The organism is Hansschlegelia quercus, from assembly GCF_004310425.1.
Lineage (GTDB): Bacteria > Pseudomonadota > Alphaproteobacteria > Rhizobiales > Methylopilaceae > Methylopila > Methylopila quercus.
In genome coordinates this window covers 16,023-31,204 of record NZ_SIUB01000009.1, presented here as the reverse complement: position 1 = coordinate 31,204, position 15,182 = coordinate 16,023, and the positions used below count along the sequence as shown (strand labels likewise).

At 67.1% G+C, this 15,182-nt stretch carries 16 protein-coding genes and 1 pseudogene; 8 read left to right on the top strand and 9 right to left on the bottom strand.

What is annotated here, in order from left to right; genetic code table 11:
- Nucleotides 1-13: 13 nt before the first annotated feature.
- The gene (locus tag EYR15_RS15035) at nt 14-814 is read right to left on the bottom strand and encodes an ABC transporter ATP-binding protein (protein WP_131004392.1); all 801 of its coding nucleotides are present in this window, start codon (nt 812-814) and stop codon (nt 14-16) included.
- Between the two features lie 2 nt (nt 815-816).
- Nucleotides 817-1,944 carry an MlaE family ABC transporter permease gene (locus tag EYR15_RS15030; RefSeq protein ID WP_245498343.1) on the bottom strand — a complete coding sequence of 376 codons (1,128 nt, stop codon included), beginning with the start codon at nt 1,942-1,944 and terminating at the stop codon, nt 817-819.
- 131 nt (nt 1,945-2,075) lie between these two features.
- On the opposite strand from EYR15_RS15030, the gene dgcN reads away from it, so the two are divergent.
- The 3 genes from dgcN to EYR15_RS15015 all read left to right on the top strand — a co-directional run bounded on the left by dgcN (nt 2,076) and on the right by EYR15_RS15015 (nt 4,978).
- Nucleotides 2,076-3,083, top strand: a complete 1,008-nt coding sequence (gene dgcN / locus EYR15_RS15025; RefSeq protein WP_131004391.1) for an N-acetyltransferase DgcN — start codon at nt 2,076-2,078, stop codon at nt 3,081-3,083.
- 10 nt (nt 3,084-3,093) lie between these two features.
- Complete coding sequence (gene dgcA / locus EYR15_RS15020; RefSeq protein WP_131004390.1) at nt 3,094-4,083, top strand: N-acetyl-D-Glu racemase DgcA; 990 nt, start codon at nt 3,094-3,096, stop codon at nt 4,081-4,083.
- 100 nt (nt 4,084-4,183) lie between these two features.
- Entirely contained in the window at nt 4,184-4,978 is a 795-nt protein-coding gene (locus EYR15_RS15015) for a hypothetical protein (protein WP_131004389.1), read from the top strand.
- A gap of 2 nt (nt 4,979-4,980) precedes the next feature.
- Here EYR15_RS15015 and EYR15_RS15010 read toward each other — a convergent pair whose 3' ends face one another.
- Both EYR15_RS15010 and EYR15_RS15005 read right to left on the bottom strand, forming a co-directional pair.
- Nucleotides 4,981-6,006 carry a glycosyltransferase family 4 protein gene (locus tag EYR15_RS15010; RefSeq protein WP_131004388.1) on the bottom strand — a complete coding sequence of 342 codons (1,026 nt, stop codon included), beginning with the start codon at nt 6,004-6,006 and terminating at the stop codon, nt 4,981-4,983.
- Between the two features lie 32 nt (nt 6,007-6,038).
- Nucleotides 6,039-6,848, bottom strand: a complete 810-nt coding sequence (locus EYR15_RS15005; protein ID WP_131004478.1) for a UDP-2,3-diacylglucosamine diphosphatase — start codon at nt 6,846-6,848, stop codon at nt 6,039-6,041.
- A gap of 206 nt (nt 6,849-7,054) precedes the next feature.
- Here EYR15_RS15005 and EYR15_RS15000 point away from each other — a divergent pair, with 206 nt between their 5' ends.
- The 5 genes from EYR15_RS15000 to mctP all read left to right on the top strand — a co-directional run bounded on the left by EYR15_RS15000 (nt 7,055) and on the right by mctP (nt 11,375).
- A complete protein-coding gene (locus tag EYR15_RS15000; protein ID WP_131004387.1) occupies nt 7,055-7,519 on the top strand; it encodes a DUF2852 domain-containing protein in 465 nt (154 codons plus the stop codon).
- Between the two features lie 66 nt (nt 7,520-7,585).
- Nucleotides 7,586-8,365, top strand: a complete 780-nt coding sequence (locus EYR15_RS14995) for an SDR family oxidoreductase (RefSeq protein ID WP_131004386.1) — start codon at nt 7,586-7,588, stop codon at nt 8,363-8,365.
- A gap of 342 nt (nt 8,366-8,707) precedes the next feature.
- Nucleotides 8,708-9,604 carry a fumarylacetoacetate hydrolase family protein gene (locus EYR15_RS14990; RefSeq protein ID WP_131004385.1) on the top strand — a complete coding sequence of 299 codons (897 nt, stop codon included), beginning with the start codon at nt 8,708-8,710 and terminating at the stop codon, nt 9,602-9,604.
- A 51-nt stretch (nt 9,605-9,655) separates the two neighbouring features.
- Nucleotides 9,656-9,853, top strand: coding sequence for a DUF3311 domain-containing protein (locus tag EYR15_RS14985; RefSeq protein ID WP_131004384.1), 198 nt, complete (start codon nt 9,656-9,658; stop codon nt 9,851-9,853).
- Nucleotides 9,843-11,375, top strand: coding sequence for a monocarboxylate uptake permease MctP (gene mctP / locus EYR15_RS14980; RefSeq protein ID WP_131004383.1), 1,533 nt, complete (start codon nt 9,843-9,845; stop codon nt 11,373-11,375). Before EYR15_RS14985 ends, mctP begins: the two co-directional genes overlap by 11 nt.
- 44 nt (nt 11,376-11,419) lie before the next feature.
- On the opposite strand, the gene EYR15_RS14975 is transcribed toward mctP, so the two are convergent.
- The 5 genes and pseudogenes from EYR15_RS14975 to EYR15_RS17220 form a co-directional block, all read right to left on the bottom strand.
- Nucleotides 11,420-12,028 (bottom strand): helix-turn-helix domain-containing protein, encoded by a 609-nt coding sequence (locus EYR15_RS14975; protein ID WP_131004382.1) that lies wholly within the window; start codon nt 12,026-12,028, stop codon nt 11,420-11,422.
- A gap of 54 nt (nt 12,029-12,082) precedes the next feature.
- A complete protein-coding gene (thiD, locus tag EYR15_RS14970) occupies nt 12,083-12,937 on the bottom strand; it encodes a bifunctional hydroxymethylpyrimidine kinase/phosphomethylpyrimidine kinase (protein WP_131004381.1) in 855 nt (284 codons plus the stop codon).
- Nucleotides 12,938-12,985: 48 nt separating this feature from the next.
- A complete protein-coding gene (locus EYR15_RS14965; protein WP_131004380.1) occupies nt 12,986-13,927 on the bottom strand; it encodes a DMT family transporter in 942 nt (313 codons plus the stop codon).
- Nucleotides 13,928-14,014: 87 nt separating this feature from the next.
- Complete coding sequence (locus tag EYR15_RS14960; RefSeq protein WP_131004379.1) at nt 14,015-14,746, bottom strand: phosphatase PAP2 family protein; 732 nt, start codon at nt 14,744-14,746, stop codon at nt 14,015-14,017.
- A gap of 210 nt (nt 14,747-14,956) precedes the next feature.
- Nucleotides 14,957-15,142 (bottom strand): annotated as a pseudogene (locus EYR15_RS17220) (formate dehydrogenase subunit delta); the annotation flags it as partial.
- Between the last annotated feature and the right edge of the window lie 40 nt (nt 15,143-15,182).

Genomic DNA, 15,182 nt, shown 5'->3' with positions numbered 1-15,182 from the left:
TGCTACTCCGCCCTTACGCCGCCGCGCCCATGCCGGCCGCCCGGGCCCGCTCACCGCGGAAATACTCTTTCATCCAGGGATCGTCGTTCTTGACCATCTCGGATAGCGGCCCGATCGCCAGCACCTTGCCGCCCTTGAGCGCACAGATGCGGTCGCACGCCGTGACCAGCGTGTCGAGGTCATGGGTCACGAGATAGACGGTCAGCCCCAAGGAATCTTTGAGCGTCATGATCAGCCGATCGAAGGCGTTGGCCCCAATCGGGTCGAGCCCGGCCGTCGGCTCGTCCAGGAACACAATGTCGGGATCGAGCGCCAGCGCGCGGGCGAGAGCCGCGCGCTTGATCATGCCGCCGGAGAGCTCCGAAGGGAGCCGGTCGCCGGCTTCCTGTTTCAGGCCGACAAGGTCGATCTTCAGCCGCGCGATCTCCTCGCGAAGCTTCGGCGAAAGGTCGGTGTGCTCGCGCATCGGCATCTCGATGTTCTGCCGGACGGTGAGCGAAGAGAACAATGCGCCCTGCTGGAACAGCACGCCCCAGCGTCGTTCGACCGCAAGCCGCTCCTTCTCCGTCGCCGTGTCCATGTCCATGCCGAACACTTCGACCGTGCCGCCGCGCTTCGGCGTCAGGCCGGTGACTGCCCTGAGCGTCACCGACTTGCCGGTGCCGGAAGGACCGACGACGCCGAGAATCTCCCCACGGCGCACATCCATGTCGAGGCCGTCGATGACGTTGCGTTCGCCGAAGCCCACGACGAGGTCGCGCACCTTGATGATGGTCTCTGGTTCGTTCGAGGAGTTCGTCGCGGCGGCGCCCATAATCAGATCCCCAGCGCGGCGAACAGCATGGCGAACATGCCGTCGAGGACGATCACGACGAAGATCGCCTTCACGACAGACGACGTGGTGCGCGCGCCGAGCGATTCGGCGGAGCCTTCGACCTTCATGCCCTCAGTGACGGCGATCAGGCCGATGATGATGGCCATGAACGGCGCCTTGATGATTCCGACGAAGAAGGTCTGCAGGCTGAGCGCGTCCTTCAGCCGCTGCAGGAACGTCACCGGCGTGATGTCGCCGTAGATCCAGGCGACCAGCCCACCGCCGACCAGCGCCGACATCGACGCGATGAAGGAGAGCAGCGGCATGGCGATCAGCAGCGCGACGAGGCGCGGCATCGCCAAAACCTCGATCGGATCGAGGCCCATCGTTCGCAGCGCGTCGATCTCCTCGCGCATCTTCATCGAGCCGATTTCGGCGGTGAACGCCGAACCGGAGCGGCCGGCGACCATGATCGCCGTCAGCAGCACGCCTAATTCGCGGAGCACGAGGATGCCCAGCAGGTCGACCACGAACAGGCTAGCGCCGAAATTCTTGAGCTGGAAGATCGACTGCTGCGCGACGATCGCGCCTACGAGGAACGAGATCAGCGCGATGATCGGCACCGCGCGGAGGCCGACTCGCTCGAGATTGGCGACGGTCGACGTGAAGCGGAATCGCCAGGGGCGGGCCGCGAGCCGTCCCGTCGTCATCACGACCGCGCCGAAGAAGCCCAGGCCCTTCTTGAGGTCCGCGCCGATATCGACCACGCCTTCGCCGACGTCGGCGAGCAGCGCGATTGGACCCGCCTCCTGCTTCTTCGTCGGCGGCGGCTCGCGGGTGCGGTCTTTCAGCGCGTCCATCAATCGGGCGTGCTGAGGCTTCGCGCCGTGCGTCTCCGCCGTCGCGCCCGCCGTTTCGGCCGCATCCTTCAGCCGGTCGATCAACAGCGCGCCGACCGTGTCGAGGCGCGAAATCTCGGCAAGGTCGATCGCGAAGGTCTTGCCGGAGATCTTGGAGAGATCGACGCCTTCGACCATGTCCTGGCCGCGGTCGCCGGTCCTCGCCGTCCAGACGCCGGTCGGAGTCGCAACGAGGCCTTCGTCGAAGGTCTCGACCTTCAGATCGCACACGTCTTCGTCGGCATCCACCGTGGTTTAGCCCGTCCTGTCCAGCCGTCCCCCGGCTTGCGGCAGCGTCCCCCGCCTCTAATACTCAGGTGCGTCGCGGCCTGTCGAGGAGACGGCCCCAGCGGAGAGCTCCCTTGGAGATAACGAAGCCGTACGTGTTGTTTCTGGGAGACGCGAAGGATCAGCTCGCAGCGAAGACGGCTGCGGGCGTCGTGGACTGGCGGCGCGATTGGTGCGTCGGGCAGATCCGCCTGCGCGGCTGCAAGGCTGATGTCGGGCTGGACGACGTCACGATCGCGGACGGCGCCGCCCGCGGGGCCAAGACGCTTGTGATCGGCGTCGTGAACCCCGGCGGCACGCTTCCGGACCATTGGATCGACGAGATCGTGGCCGGGATCGAAGCGGGGATGGACGTCGCGAGCGGGTTGCACATGCGCCTCGGCGACGTTCCCCGCATCGCCGAGGCCGCGAAGGCGCATCGCCGGAAGCTGTTCGACGTGCGCCATTCGACCGAGCATTTCTCGGTGGGAAGCGGCGTGAAGCGGCCCGGCAAGCGCGTGCTGACGGTCGGCACCGACTGTTCTGTCGGTAAGAAATACGCCGCGTTAGCGCTCGAAGCGGAAATGACGGCGCGCGGCCTCGACGCCGAGTTCCGCGCGACCGGCCAGACCGGCGTGCTGATCGCCGGCCGCGGCGTCGCGATCGACGCGGTGGTCGCCGACTTCATCTCCGGCGCTGCGGAATGGCTGACGCCGGCGGCCGATCCGGATCATTGGGACGTCGTGGAGGGTCAGGGCTCGCTGTTTCACCCGTCCTTCGCCGGCGTGACGCTCGGTCTGCTGCACGGCAGCCAGCCCGACGCCTTCGTCGTCTGCCACGAGCCGACCCGGACCACGATGCGCAACGTCCCGAACCCGCTGCCGACGGTGGCCGAGGTGATCGACGCCACGATCTCGGCCGGCCGGCTAACCAACCCCGCCATCCGCTGTGTTGGCGTCTCGATCAACACCTCGGCGCTTTCTGAGGCCGAGGCGCTCGCCGTGCTCGACAAGGCGATGGCGGATTACAGCCTGCCCGCGAGCGATCCCGTGCGCTTCGGCATGGGAGCGATCGTCGATCGGCTGGTGGCCGAGTTCCCGTGAGGACATCGCCATGCCGCCCGTCCTGACGGCCACAATCGAGCATTGGCCGGTCGCGGGCGCGTTCTCGATCGCCCGCGGCTCGGTGACCGAAGTCGTCACCGTCGTCGCCGAGATCGTCGACGGACCGTTTCGCGGTCGCGGCGAGTGCCGCCCCTACCCTCGCTACGGTGAGACGCCCGAGGGCGTGAAGGCGGAGATCGACGCGCTCGGCCACGAGATTGCCGCCGGGCTGACACGGCAGGCGCTGCAGAAACGGCTTCACGCCGGCGCCGCCCGCAACGCGCTCGACTGCGCCCTGTGGGATCTTGAGGCGAAACGAGCCGGGACGACAGCGGCTGCGCTCGCGTGCCTCCCGGAGCCTGGACCGCTGGTTACGGCCTACACGCTGAGCCTCGGAGCTCCGGATTCGATGGCCGAGGCTGCGCGAAAAGCTTCGACGCGGCCGCTGCTGAAGGTGAAGCTCGGCGCGACCGACGGGCTTGATCCTGAGCGGATTGCGGCGGTTCGCGCTGGCGCGCCGGAGTCGGAGCTGATCGTCGACGCTAACGAGGGCTGGACCGGCGCGGCGCTCGAACGGAACCTCGTCGCCTGCGCGGACGCCCGCGTCACGCTTGTCGAGCAGCCCCTGCCGGCCGACGACGACGCCTTGCTGGCCTCTATCGACCGCCCGATCCCGGTCTGCGCCGATGAGAGCGCCCATGACCGCGCCAGCCTGAAGGCGCTGATCGGCCGGTACGACGCGATCAACATCAAGCTCGACAAGACCGGCGGCCTGACCGAGGCGCTGGCGCTCGCCGCCGAGGCGCGCGAGGCCGGGCTGACGGTGATGGTCGGCTGCATGCTGGCCTCGTCGCTCGCCATGGCGCCGGCGGTGCTCGTGGCGCAGGGGGCGGCGGTCGTCGACCTCGATGGACCGCTCCTCCTCGCGCGCGACCGGGAGCACGGTCTGGTGTTCACCGGCAGCACGCTGGCGCCGCCCTCCCCGCTTCTTTGGGGTTAAAAGAGCCGTCGGGTACTTTTCGGCTGGCGTCGAAGTTCAGAATCTCGGCTTACTGCGGCTTAACCCGAAGTTAACCGGGTCTCATCTGCCGCAAGCCGATATGAACCCGCCCGCGCCCATATCCGACCACGATTACGAGGCCATCGCGGAAGCGGTCATGGAGACTGAGCGCGGCCGCTGGTTTTTGGCCGAGTTCGCGCGCCGCAACCGGACCGCCGATACGACACAGGTTCTCTCCGCGCTCGAGGAGATCGAGCGCAGGCTCGCCGTCCGAGCGCCGGCTGAGAACGAGACCTTCGCCGATCTCCTGCGCCACGTCGCCTCCCGCGCGGCCCTTCTCCGCGAGGCGCTCGAATCCGGTCCGGACGAGACCCGCGCCGCCCGCGCCCTTCGCCATCTCGACCGGCTGGAGAGCCTCGTCGCCCTAGCGTCGCCGAGGGAAGACCAGCCGGCGGAGCTGATGGCGCCCTCTTCCTCACATGCAAAAGCGTCAAAGCCGCCCGAACCGATCGACGCTGCGCCGAGCGCGGCGCCTCTCTTAGAGCGGCCTGCGCTTCCGGAAGCGAACGTGCTCGTAGCTCCCGAGCCGATCGCGGAGTTCGATCAGGTGACGGCGGCGCTCGCTGAAATGCTTGAAGAGACGCCCGTCTTACGCGAGACGCCGGCCATCGTGCAGGACCCCCCGCCCCCGGTCGACTACAAACCGTTAGTCCCTGCGGTCGCGAAGCTGCCCGAGGCCGAGCCGCCGCTGCGGCCGGTCGAAGCGCGTCCCGCGGGTCGCGAGTTCCGGCCTGCGCCGAAGATAGATCCCGTCGAGCCGCCATTGTCCACGCGGTCGGGTCCCGATCTCCTGGGCAGCCTGTCGGCCGCCGAAAGAGCGATGCTCTTCGCCTGACCTCAGACGCCGCCCGCCGCCCTCTGTGGGGCGACGACGGCTCTCAGATTGTCGAAGAAGTCCCGCGCGGGCGCGTCCCAGCCGTGCTTCAGCGCCAGCACCCGCGCGTTCTCCGGAAAGAGCTTGAGCGCCGCCAACGCCGCGGCTCGGAGATCCTCGTCCAGCACGCCTGCGCCGTCCTTCAGAACGTCGATCGGGCCGGTCACCGGGTACGCCGCGACGGGGAGCCCGCTCGCGAGCGCTTCCAGAATGACGATGCCGAACGTGTCGGTTTTGCTCGGAAAGACGAAGACGTCGGCCGACGCGTAGGCGAGAGCGAGATCTTCCCCGTCGAGCGCGCCGGTGAACAGCGTGTCCGGAAACGCCGCCTCCAGCCGCTTCCGCTCCGGGCCGTCCCCCACCACGACCTTGAAGCCTGGAAGGTCCAGCGCGAGAAAAGCCTCGATGTTCTTTTCGGTCGCGACCCGTCCGACATAGAGGAAGACCGGCCGCTTGAGACCGAACACGTCCGCGCCCGGGCGCGGGTGGAACCGCTCGGAATCGACGCCGCGCGACCACTTCATGATGCGCTCGAACCCTCGGGCGCGAAGCTCCTTCGCCAGCGAATCGGTCGCGACCATCACGCCGGCGCCGGCGTTGTGAAAGCGCCGCAGCAGCGCGTAGGTCAGCCGTTCCGGTACGGGCGCGCGCCGCCGGATATATTCGGGGAATCGCGTGTGATAGCTCGTCGTGAACGGCCGCTTCGTCTTCAGACAGACGCTGCGCGCGGCGAAGCCGAGCGGCCCTTCGGTCGAGATGTGGATGTGGTCGGGCCGCGCCTCGGCGATCATCCGCGCGACCGTCTTGGGCCGCGCCAGTGCGAGCGGGATCTCCGGATAGCTCGGCATCGGCACGGTGCGAAACCGATCGGGCGTCAGAAGCTCGACCTCCGCGCCGAAGCGAGGCGCGGCCTTCACGATCTGCTCGATCGTGCGGACGACGCCGTTGATCTGCGGCGCCCAGGTGTCGGTCACCAGGAGGACGCGCATCGGTGGGGCGTCGCGCGCCTGCTCGGCGGCGCTCAAGCGACGGCTGGCAGCTCGGCGAGGGGCTCGCCCGAAATATCGGCCTCCGCCCCGCGTCTTTCGCTCCAGCGTATGAGTTCGAGACGACCGTCCTCGTGCTCGGCGATCGCAGTGCAACTCTCCACCCAGTCGCCGGTGTTCACGTAGATCACGCCGTTCATCTGCTGGATCGCGGCATGGTGGATATGGCCGCAAATGACGCCGTCCACCTGGTGCCTGCGGGCTTCCGCCGAAAGCGTGTCCTCGAAGCGCCCGATGAAGTTCACGGCGTTCTTCACCCTCATCTTGGCCCATGCGGACAGCGACCAGTAGCTCAGGCCGAGGGAGCGGCGAGCCGCGTTCAGGTAGCGGTTGAGCGTCAGGGCGGTTTCGTAAGCCCAGTCCCCCAGAAGCGCGAGCCATTTGGCGTGGCGCACCACCATGTCGAAGAAGTCGCCGTGGATCACGAGATATCGCCGGCCGTCCGCGGCTTCGTGTATCGCGGTCTCCGCCACTTCGACTCCGCCGAAGTGCTGGCCGTAATACTTACGCAGGAACTCGTCGTGATTGCCGGGGATGTAGATGACGCGCGAACCCTTGCGCGCCTTGCGCAACAGCTTCTGAACGACGTCGTTATGAGCCTGAGGCCAGTACCAGCTCTGCTTGAGGCGCCAGCCGTCGACGATGTCCCCTACAAGATAGAGCGTGTCCGCCTCGTTGTGACGCAAAAACTCCAGAAGCATCTCCGCCTGACAACCTTTGGTGCCGAGATGCACATCAGAGATGAACAGCGTCCGGAAACGGCGGGCTGCAGGTTCTTCCAGCATCGTCCCCATCGACCCCTGCTTCATTGATCCCCGCGCTAAAGAACCTTCGTCTCATGAGTATGACAGCTCAAGCAGTCGAATTGGAGGGCCAGCTAGCGGCCTCAAATTCCGCGGGATATCTGCTTGAACGAGAAACCAGGCGTCGCCAAATGAGAGGTAACGCGGCGCCGTCGCGGACCCCGCCGATCGATTCGCTGGAGACCCCGATGACTTCGAACCCCCCTTTCGACGACGCGGCGACCGCCGCCATACCCGGCGTTCCCCATCGCTGGACGGCGCTGACAATCGCGCTGACGGTGATCGGGTTCATCGTCTTCTGGCCGCTCGGCCTCGCCATGATCGCCTATGTGCTCTGGGGCGAGAAGATCGCAGCCACGGCGCGCGGGTCCGCCGGCGCAGGCGACTGGTTCAAGAAGACCGCCGACGATTTCGGCCGCAACATCCGCAAGGAGTTCTCGCCGAAGGGCTTTTATGGCGTCCGCCAGACCGGCAATGCCGCCTTCGACGCCTGGCGCGCTTCCGAGCTCGCCCGGATCGAAGATGAGCGTCGGAAACTCGACGAGACGACGGCCGCCTTCGAGGCGCATCTGCGCGCAGAGCGCGGCGCCCATGACGAGGGCCGGGCGCGCGAAGAGTTCGAGCGCTTCATGTCGGAGCGCCGCGCGGGTTGACTTCAACTCCATCAACGAGTGAAGCCGGCCTACGGGCCGGCTTTTTCGTGTCTGGAGGACGCCATCATGGATCTCGGCATTTCAGGCCGCACGGCCATCGTCTGCGCGTCGAGCAAGGGGCTTGGGCGCGCCTGCGCAATCGCGCTGGCCGACGAGGGCTGCCGAGTGATCGTGAACGGTCGCGACGCCCATAGCCTCGAGCGGACGGCCGCAGACATCCGCGGACGTTCCCGCGCGGAGGTGATCGCGGTGGTCGGAGACGTCTCGACGCCGGAGGGTCAGGCGGCCTTGCTTGCAGCCGCCCCGGAGGCGGACATCCTCATCAACAACAATGCCGGCCCGCCCCGCCGCAGTTTCCGGGAACTCGACCGCGACGCCATGCTGAACGGCGTCATCGCCAACATGGTCACGCCGATCGAGCTCATCCAGCAGGTGATCGACGGCATGGCGGAGCGAGGCTTCGGCCGCATCGTGAACATCACCTCGGGGTCTGTGAAGGCGCCGATCGCGGGTCTCGACCTGTCGAGCGGCGCCCGGGCGGGCCTCACCGCCTTCATGGCGGGCGTGGCGCGCGAGGTCGCCCATCGCAACGTCACGATCAACGCGATCCTGCCCGGCATGTTCGACACGGATCGGCTGCGAGGCGCCTTTCCGGCCGACGCGAAGCGCCGGGGGGTAAGCGAGGACGAGGTGGCGGACGCCAGGCGCGCGACGGTCCCGGCGCGGCGGTTCGGCGATCCAGATGAGTTCGGCCGCCTCTGCGCGTTCCTCTGTTCGCAGCACGCGGGCTACGTCACCGGGCAGAACGTGCTGATCGACGGCGGTCTGTTTCCCGGCGCGTTCTGAAGCCGCATTGGATTAAAAAGGGGCCGACCTCCCCCAAGGCCGGCCCCTGCCGGAAGCGATAGCGGCTGCGCGTCAAACCCCCGAAGAGACGAGCGCCGCCGGCGTTCGCCGCCGAACCAAAAGTTCGCAGCGCATTTCGCGTCCCTTCACAGGGCATTGACAATCGATTTCGCACGCTTGGCCACATTTTCGCCTCAAGCGTGGCGCCGACGCCGCACTTTTAGCGACGCTCCAAAGTCTTTCGTCGAGGGGATGCATCGCGTGCTTGGCGCAGCCGTCAGGCCGGGTAAAAGGGTGCAGGGAAACAAAAATACCAATGCAAATAACAATAAGGAGACGTCCATGAAGCTGGTGCGTTTCGGCGAAGCTGGCGCAGAGCGTCCGGGTCTGATCGACGCGCAAGGGTCCATCCGGGATCTAAGCGACGTCGTGCCGGACATCGCCGGCCGGGCGCTGAGCGCCGAGGGCCTCTCCCGGATCAAGGCCGCCGATCCGTCGAGCCTGCCGCTGGCCCCGGCCGAAGCGCGCCTCGGCCCCTGTGTCGGCTCGGTCGGCTCATTCATCGGCGTCGGCCTGAACTACGCCGACCACGCCGCCGAGACCGGCCTTCGGATTCCAAAGGAGCCTATCCTCTTCAACAAGGCGGTGAACTGCATCGTCGGCCCGAATGACGACGTCATCCTGCCGCTCGGCCAGCAGCGTACGGACTGGGAGGTCGAGCTCGCCTTCGTCGTCGGAGAGCGCGCCCATCATGTCGCGGAAGAAGACGCGCTCCGCTACATCGCCGGGGTGTGCATCTGCAACGACGTCTCCGAGCGCGCCTTTCAGACGGAGCGTTCCGGCCAGTGGATGAAGGGCAAGAGCGCGCCGACCTTTGGTCCGCTTGGGCCCTGGCTCGTGACCCTCGACGAAGCCGGTGACCTCGGCGCGCTGGACATGTATCTCGACGTGAACGGCCGCCGGATGCAGGACGGCGGCACGTCGACGATGATCTTCAAGATCCCCTATCTCCTCAGCTACATCTCGACCTTCATGGCGCTTGATCCCGGCGACGTGATCACGACGGGGACCCCGCCAGGCGTCGGCATGGGCAAGAGCCCGCCGGTCTATCTGAAGGCCGGCGACGTCATGCGGCTCGGCATCTCCGGTCTCGGCGAACAGCAGCAGCACGTTTTCGATTACAGCGAAGGCGTCGAGGGGCGCGCGGCTCACTACAAGTCCGGCTTCGACCTCGTCTAGGCCCAAGCGGCGCAGGCCGCGTTCAATTCCAATCGTCAGGGAGATCCGGCCATGGACCGGCGCAAATCGCGGATAGCCTTGTGGCTTCTGCTCATCCCCTACATCGGGCTGCTCTGGGTCCCGTTCTACAACTTCCTCGAGCCGCGGCTGTTCGGCTTCCCGTTCTTCTACTGGTATCAGCTCGCCTTCGTGCCGATCACAGCGCTGCTGACCTGGTTCGCCTACAGGAGCGTGCGCGATGACGCCTGACGCCGCAGCCGCGCCCGCCGTGTGGGCGCCTCAGATCGACTATTCCGCGATCGCCGTCTGCGTGTTCTTCTTCGGGCTTGTGACGGTGATGGGCTTCATCGCCGCCAGGTGGCGCAAGCCGGAGACCCTCGCTCATATCGACGAGTGGGGCCTCGGCGGCCGCAATTTCGGCACCTGGATCACCTGGTTTCTGGTCGGAGGCGACTTCTACACCGCCTACACCGTGATCGCGGTGCCGGCGCTGGTCTACGCGGTCGGCGCCTACGGCTTCTTCGCCCTGCCCTACACCATCATCGTCTACCCGTTCGTCTTCCTCGTCATGCCCAAGCTCTGGCAGCGCGCGAAGGACATGGGCTACGTGACCGCCGCCGACGTGGTCCATGGGAAGTATGATTCCCGCGCGCTCGAACTCGTGGTGGCGATCACCGGCGTCGTCGCGACCATGCCGTACATCGCGCTCCAGCTCATCGGCATGGAGGCCGTGATCAAGGCGCTCGGCCTGTCCGGCATGTCGGTTGGCCCGATCCACAACTTCCCGCTGACGATCGCCTTCCTGATCCTCGCGCTCTACACCTATTCCTCGGGTCTCCGGGCCCCGGCGCTCATCGCCTTCGTCAAGGACATCATGATCTACATCGTGGTGATCGTGGCGGTGATCATCGTGCCGATGAAGCTTGGCGGCTACGGAGCGGTATTCGGGGCGGCGCAAAACGACTTCGCCGCCGCCGGCAAGGGCGGTCTCACGCTCGGCGGCAATCAGGTCGTGGCCTACGCCACGCTCGCGCTCGGTTCGGCGCTCGCGGCCTTCATGTACCCGCACACGCTGACCGGCATCTTCGCCGCCAACAGCGGCGACACCATCCGCAAGAACGCAGTCCTGCTGCCGGCTTATACGCTGCTGCTCGGCCTCATCGCCATGCTCGGCTATATGGGCCACGCCGCGGGCCTGAAGCTCGCGAACAACAACGACGTCGTGCCGGCGCTGTTCAGCACGTTGTTCCCGGGCTGGTTCGCCGGCTTCGCCTTCGCCGCCATCGGCATCGGCGCTCTTGTGCCGGCGGCGGTCATGTCGATCGGCGCCGCCAACCTCTTCACCCGCAACTTCTGGAAGGCCTACGTGAACCCGAGCGTGACGCCCGCAGGCGAAGCCTCGGTCGCGAAGATCACCTCGCTTGTGGTGAAAGTCGGCGCCCTGCTCGTCATCCTCTACATGCCGACGCAGTTCGCGCTCGACCTTCAGCTGCTCGGCGGCATCTGGATCCTCCAGACGCTTCCGGCGCTGGTGTTCGGCCTCTACACCAACTGGTTCCGCGCGCCGGGCCTGCTTGCGGGCTGGCTGGTCGGCTTCATCGGCGGCACCTGGATGTCTTGGGCGAACGGCCTCAAGCCGCTTCAGGCGCTGCCGTTCGGCGGGCCGACCGGCACGACGGTCTATATCGGCCTGATCGCGCTCGCGCTGAACATCGTGGTCGCGTTGCTCGTCAACGCCGTCACCCCGAAGCGGGCCGCCGTTTCCGCCTGATCGCTGCTGATCAGCGCTCTCCGGGCTCCGGCCCGGAGAGCGTCTCAGTCCATCACCGCGGCTTTCATGATGCACACCATCGTGGCGTGCAGGTTTTCGGCGCCGATGGCGCGGATCGTGTGCGGGCGGTCGCAGCGGTAGCGCAGCGTCTCGCCGGCCTTGGCGGTCTCGATGATCCCCGCGACATCCACCTCGGCCTCGCCGGCGAGAACCGAGAGGCACTCCAGCGCGCCGCGTTGGTGGCCTTCGGATTCAAGCGAGCCGCCGGGTTCGGCGGAGACGTCGTACCATTGCAGCCATTCGACGGTCTTGATCCAGCCGATGATCGAGAGACGCATCTTGCCGTCGTCGGAAACGATGTAGGGCGTGTCGCGCCGCGCGAGCTTCTCGACGAACGGCTCCTCGTCGGCGGAGGCCAGCACCCGCTCGATCGACACGTCGAGCGCCTGGCTGAGCCGCCAGATGGTGGCGAGCGTCGGGTTGGTTTCGTTGCGCTCGATCTGGCTAATGATCGATTTCGCGACGCCGGACTGCTCGGCGAGTTCGGACAGCGAGAGATTGTACGCTTTGCGCAGCCGCTGGATGGTCTTACCGAGCTGCCCGGAGACGACCTGCGCTCCGTTCTCGATCTCGGCCCTGCCGCGTCCAGCCATTCGTCTCGCCGCCGTTTGCTGCGCCGAACGATTGTCCGGCGTACCGGACGGACCCTAGGAGCCGGCCGAGGTCGGCGCAAGCGCACCGCGCGTGTCCGCCTTCCCGCCCCACCACCGGACGAAATGGTGAACCGGCCCGTGTCCCTGGCCGATGTCGAGTTGACCCGCGGCGTCGATAGCCTCGGTGACGTAGGCTTTGGCCTCGCGCACCGCCTGAGTCAGGTGCAGGCCCTTGGCGAGCCCCGCGGCGATCGCCGAGGACAGGGTGCAGCCGGTGCCGTGCGTATTGCGCGTGAACCGCCGCGGCGACGCCAGCCGCAAGGTCGAGCCTTCGGCGTCGATCAAAACATCGACGGCGTCCGGCCCGTCGCCGTGGCCGCCCTTGATGAGCACGGAGCGCGCGCCGAGCACCTGCAGCGCCCAGCCCTGCGCCTCCATTTCCTCGACGCTACGCGCCTCGTCGAGGCCGAGCAGAGCCGCGGCCTCGGGCAGGTTCGGCGTGATCAGCGTCGCGCGCGGCAGAAGCTGCGAGATCAGCGCCTCGGTTGCGCTCTCCGAAAGAAGGCGCGCACCGGAAGCCGCCACCATCACCGGATCAAGCACGATCGTCCGCGCCCGATGGCGATCGAGACCCGCCGCGATCGCCGCGATCGAGGCGGCCTGCGAGACCATGCCAATCTTGATCGCCTTAACGGCGAGATCAGACATCACCGAATCGATCTGGGCTGCGATGAAGTCCGGCGGCACGTCGTGAATGCCGGTGACGCCGCGGGTGTTTTGGGCGGTCAGGGCGACGATGACCGAGGCGCCATAGACGCCAAGCGCCGAGAACGTCTTGAGGTCGGCCTGGATGCCGGCGCCGCCCGAGGAATCAGAGCCTGCGATGGTGAGTGCGATGGGCGCGGCCATGCTTCTCCTTAGCCGCTCGCACGAATTCGTCCAAGGGGCGGAGGAGGTTCAGCCGATCGGCGTCTGAGGAGCGGCCTTGGCCAGCCGGGCGCGCTTCAGCCCGAGGCGGCGCTCGTTGAGCGCGACGGCAGCGCTGGAGGCGATCACGATCACGCCGCCGATCAGCGTCCAGCCGGTCGGCACGTCGCCAAACGCCAATGCGCCGATCCCAAGCGCCCACAGGATCGTGGAATATTCGAAAGGAGCGATCAGCGAGGCGTCGGCGTGGCGGTAGCTCTCCGTGAGCAGGATCTGCGCGACCCCGCCGACGCAGCCGATCAGCACGAGCAGGATCGCCGTCGGTCCGTCGGGAAGCGCCCAGCCTGCGAAAGGCGCCACGCAAAGCGCGAGCATGGTGGACCAGACCGTGAAATAGAAGACGATGGCACCGGTGCCCTCCGTCTTCGTCAGCCGCCGGATCTGGACCATCGCGCCGGCCACCAGCACCGCGCCGGCCAGCGCGTAGAACGCGCCGACCGAGGTCGCTTCCATCTGCTCACCGTGAAGCGCCGCGGCCAGCGAGCCCGACACGAGGTTCGGCCACAGCATGACGATGACGCCGCCGAAACCGACGGCGACGGCCGCCCAGCGTGCGCCATCGACGCGCTCCCCCAGCGCAATCGCCGCGAACAGCACGATGAACAGCGGCGAGGCGTAGCCGAGCGCGGTCGCGTCGGCGAGCGGCAGATGGCCAAGCGCCGCGAACATGCAGAACATGGCGGAGATGCCGATCACGCTTCTCAGCAGATGGCCGAACGGCCGGTCGGTCGCGATCGCGCGCCGCAGCCCGCCTCGCCAGACGAGCCAGGCGATAATGGGCGCGAGCGCGAAGAAGGAGCGCGCGAACACGATTTCGGAGGTCGGCGCCGCGTCGCCCACGGCGCGGATCAGCGCCGCCATCACCGTGAACAGGAAGGCTGAGCAGAGCTTGAAGATGATGCCGAGGTTCATGGCGCGCCGTCTTGCCGAGGGCGCTTCCCTAGCATACGCAGCCGGCGTCGCGACCCCACCCGGCCGCAAGGAGGCTATCGCGCCGCCTCAGTTCTGATCGGTCGCGTTGTCGCTGGGCTTGAACAGGCGCGCCGCCGTCCAGCAGAGCAGCGCCCAGGCCGCGCCGAGGCTCCACCCCGCCAGCACGTCCGTTGGATAATGCACGCCGAGATAGACGCGGCTTATCCCGATCACCAGCGTCAGGGCCACAGCGACGGCGAAGATGAACGCGCGGACGCGGAAGCGCCGCTCCGTCCGGGCGAGCAGCACGCCGAGCGTGAGATAGGTGACCGCGGACGCCATGGCGTGTCCGCTCGGGAAGCTCAGCGAATTCACCGGCACGAGATGGTCGACGAGATCGGGCCGCGGGCGCGCGAAGCTGAACTTCATCGCACGGGTCAGAAGGGCGCCGCCGACGACGGAGGCCGCGACGAGAGCAGCGTTCGCGAAGCGCGCGGTGACCAGCAGATAGGTGATGACAAGCGAGCTGATCAGCGTCAGCACCGTCACGCTGCCGAGCGACGTGACGTCGATCATCGAGCCTTCGAGCCAGCCCGGCCCGAGCGGGGAGGCCCGGTTCGCAGGGTCGCGGAAGGCGAGCAGAATGGTCTCGTCAAAGCCGCGGGTCTCGCCCTCCTTCATCTCGCTCGCGATGCGGATGAACCCGAAGGCGAGGCCCGAGAACAGCAGGAACGCCACCAGCGTGCCGAACTCCGGCAGACGCCATGACGGCGTCCACCGCGCGACGGAAAACAGCTTACCTGCGAATGGAGAGCTCATGACGGTCCGGAGAAAACCTCGACCGCCGTTGAGATAGCGCCGGATCGAGGCTTTGGCAGCCTGGAGCCGAACTCAAGCGTCGCGCGGCGTCGGAATCGGGCCGTGCTTGTCCTTGGTCGGGCCGTCGTGATCTTGCGCGGCCTCGCCAGTGCGGGGCTGGTCCGTGGGCACCTTCTCGGCTTCCCCGCGCGTCGGGCGCTTCCCCTCGGCCGCCTGCTTCAGGATCGTCAGCGCTTCCAGCACCGGCGGTTCGAGACCAGCGCCTCCATTGTCGAGATGCCGGAAAATCTCGCTCCGCATGCGCGGATCCCAGAAGTGCTGAATGTGGTCGAGGATGCCGGGGACGACCTTCTCCTCGGGCTGGCTCTTGAAGAACCAGCCAATCTGGTTGCCCATGTAGATCAGGCGATCGAGCGTCGACTTGTGCGGATGGTCT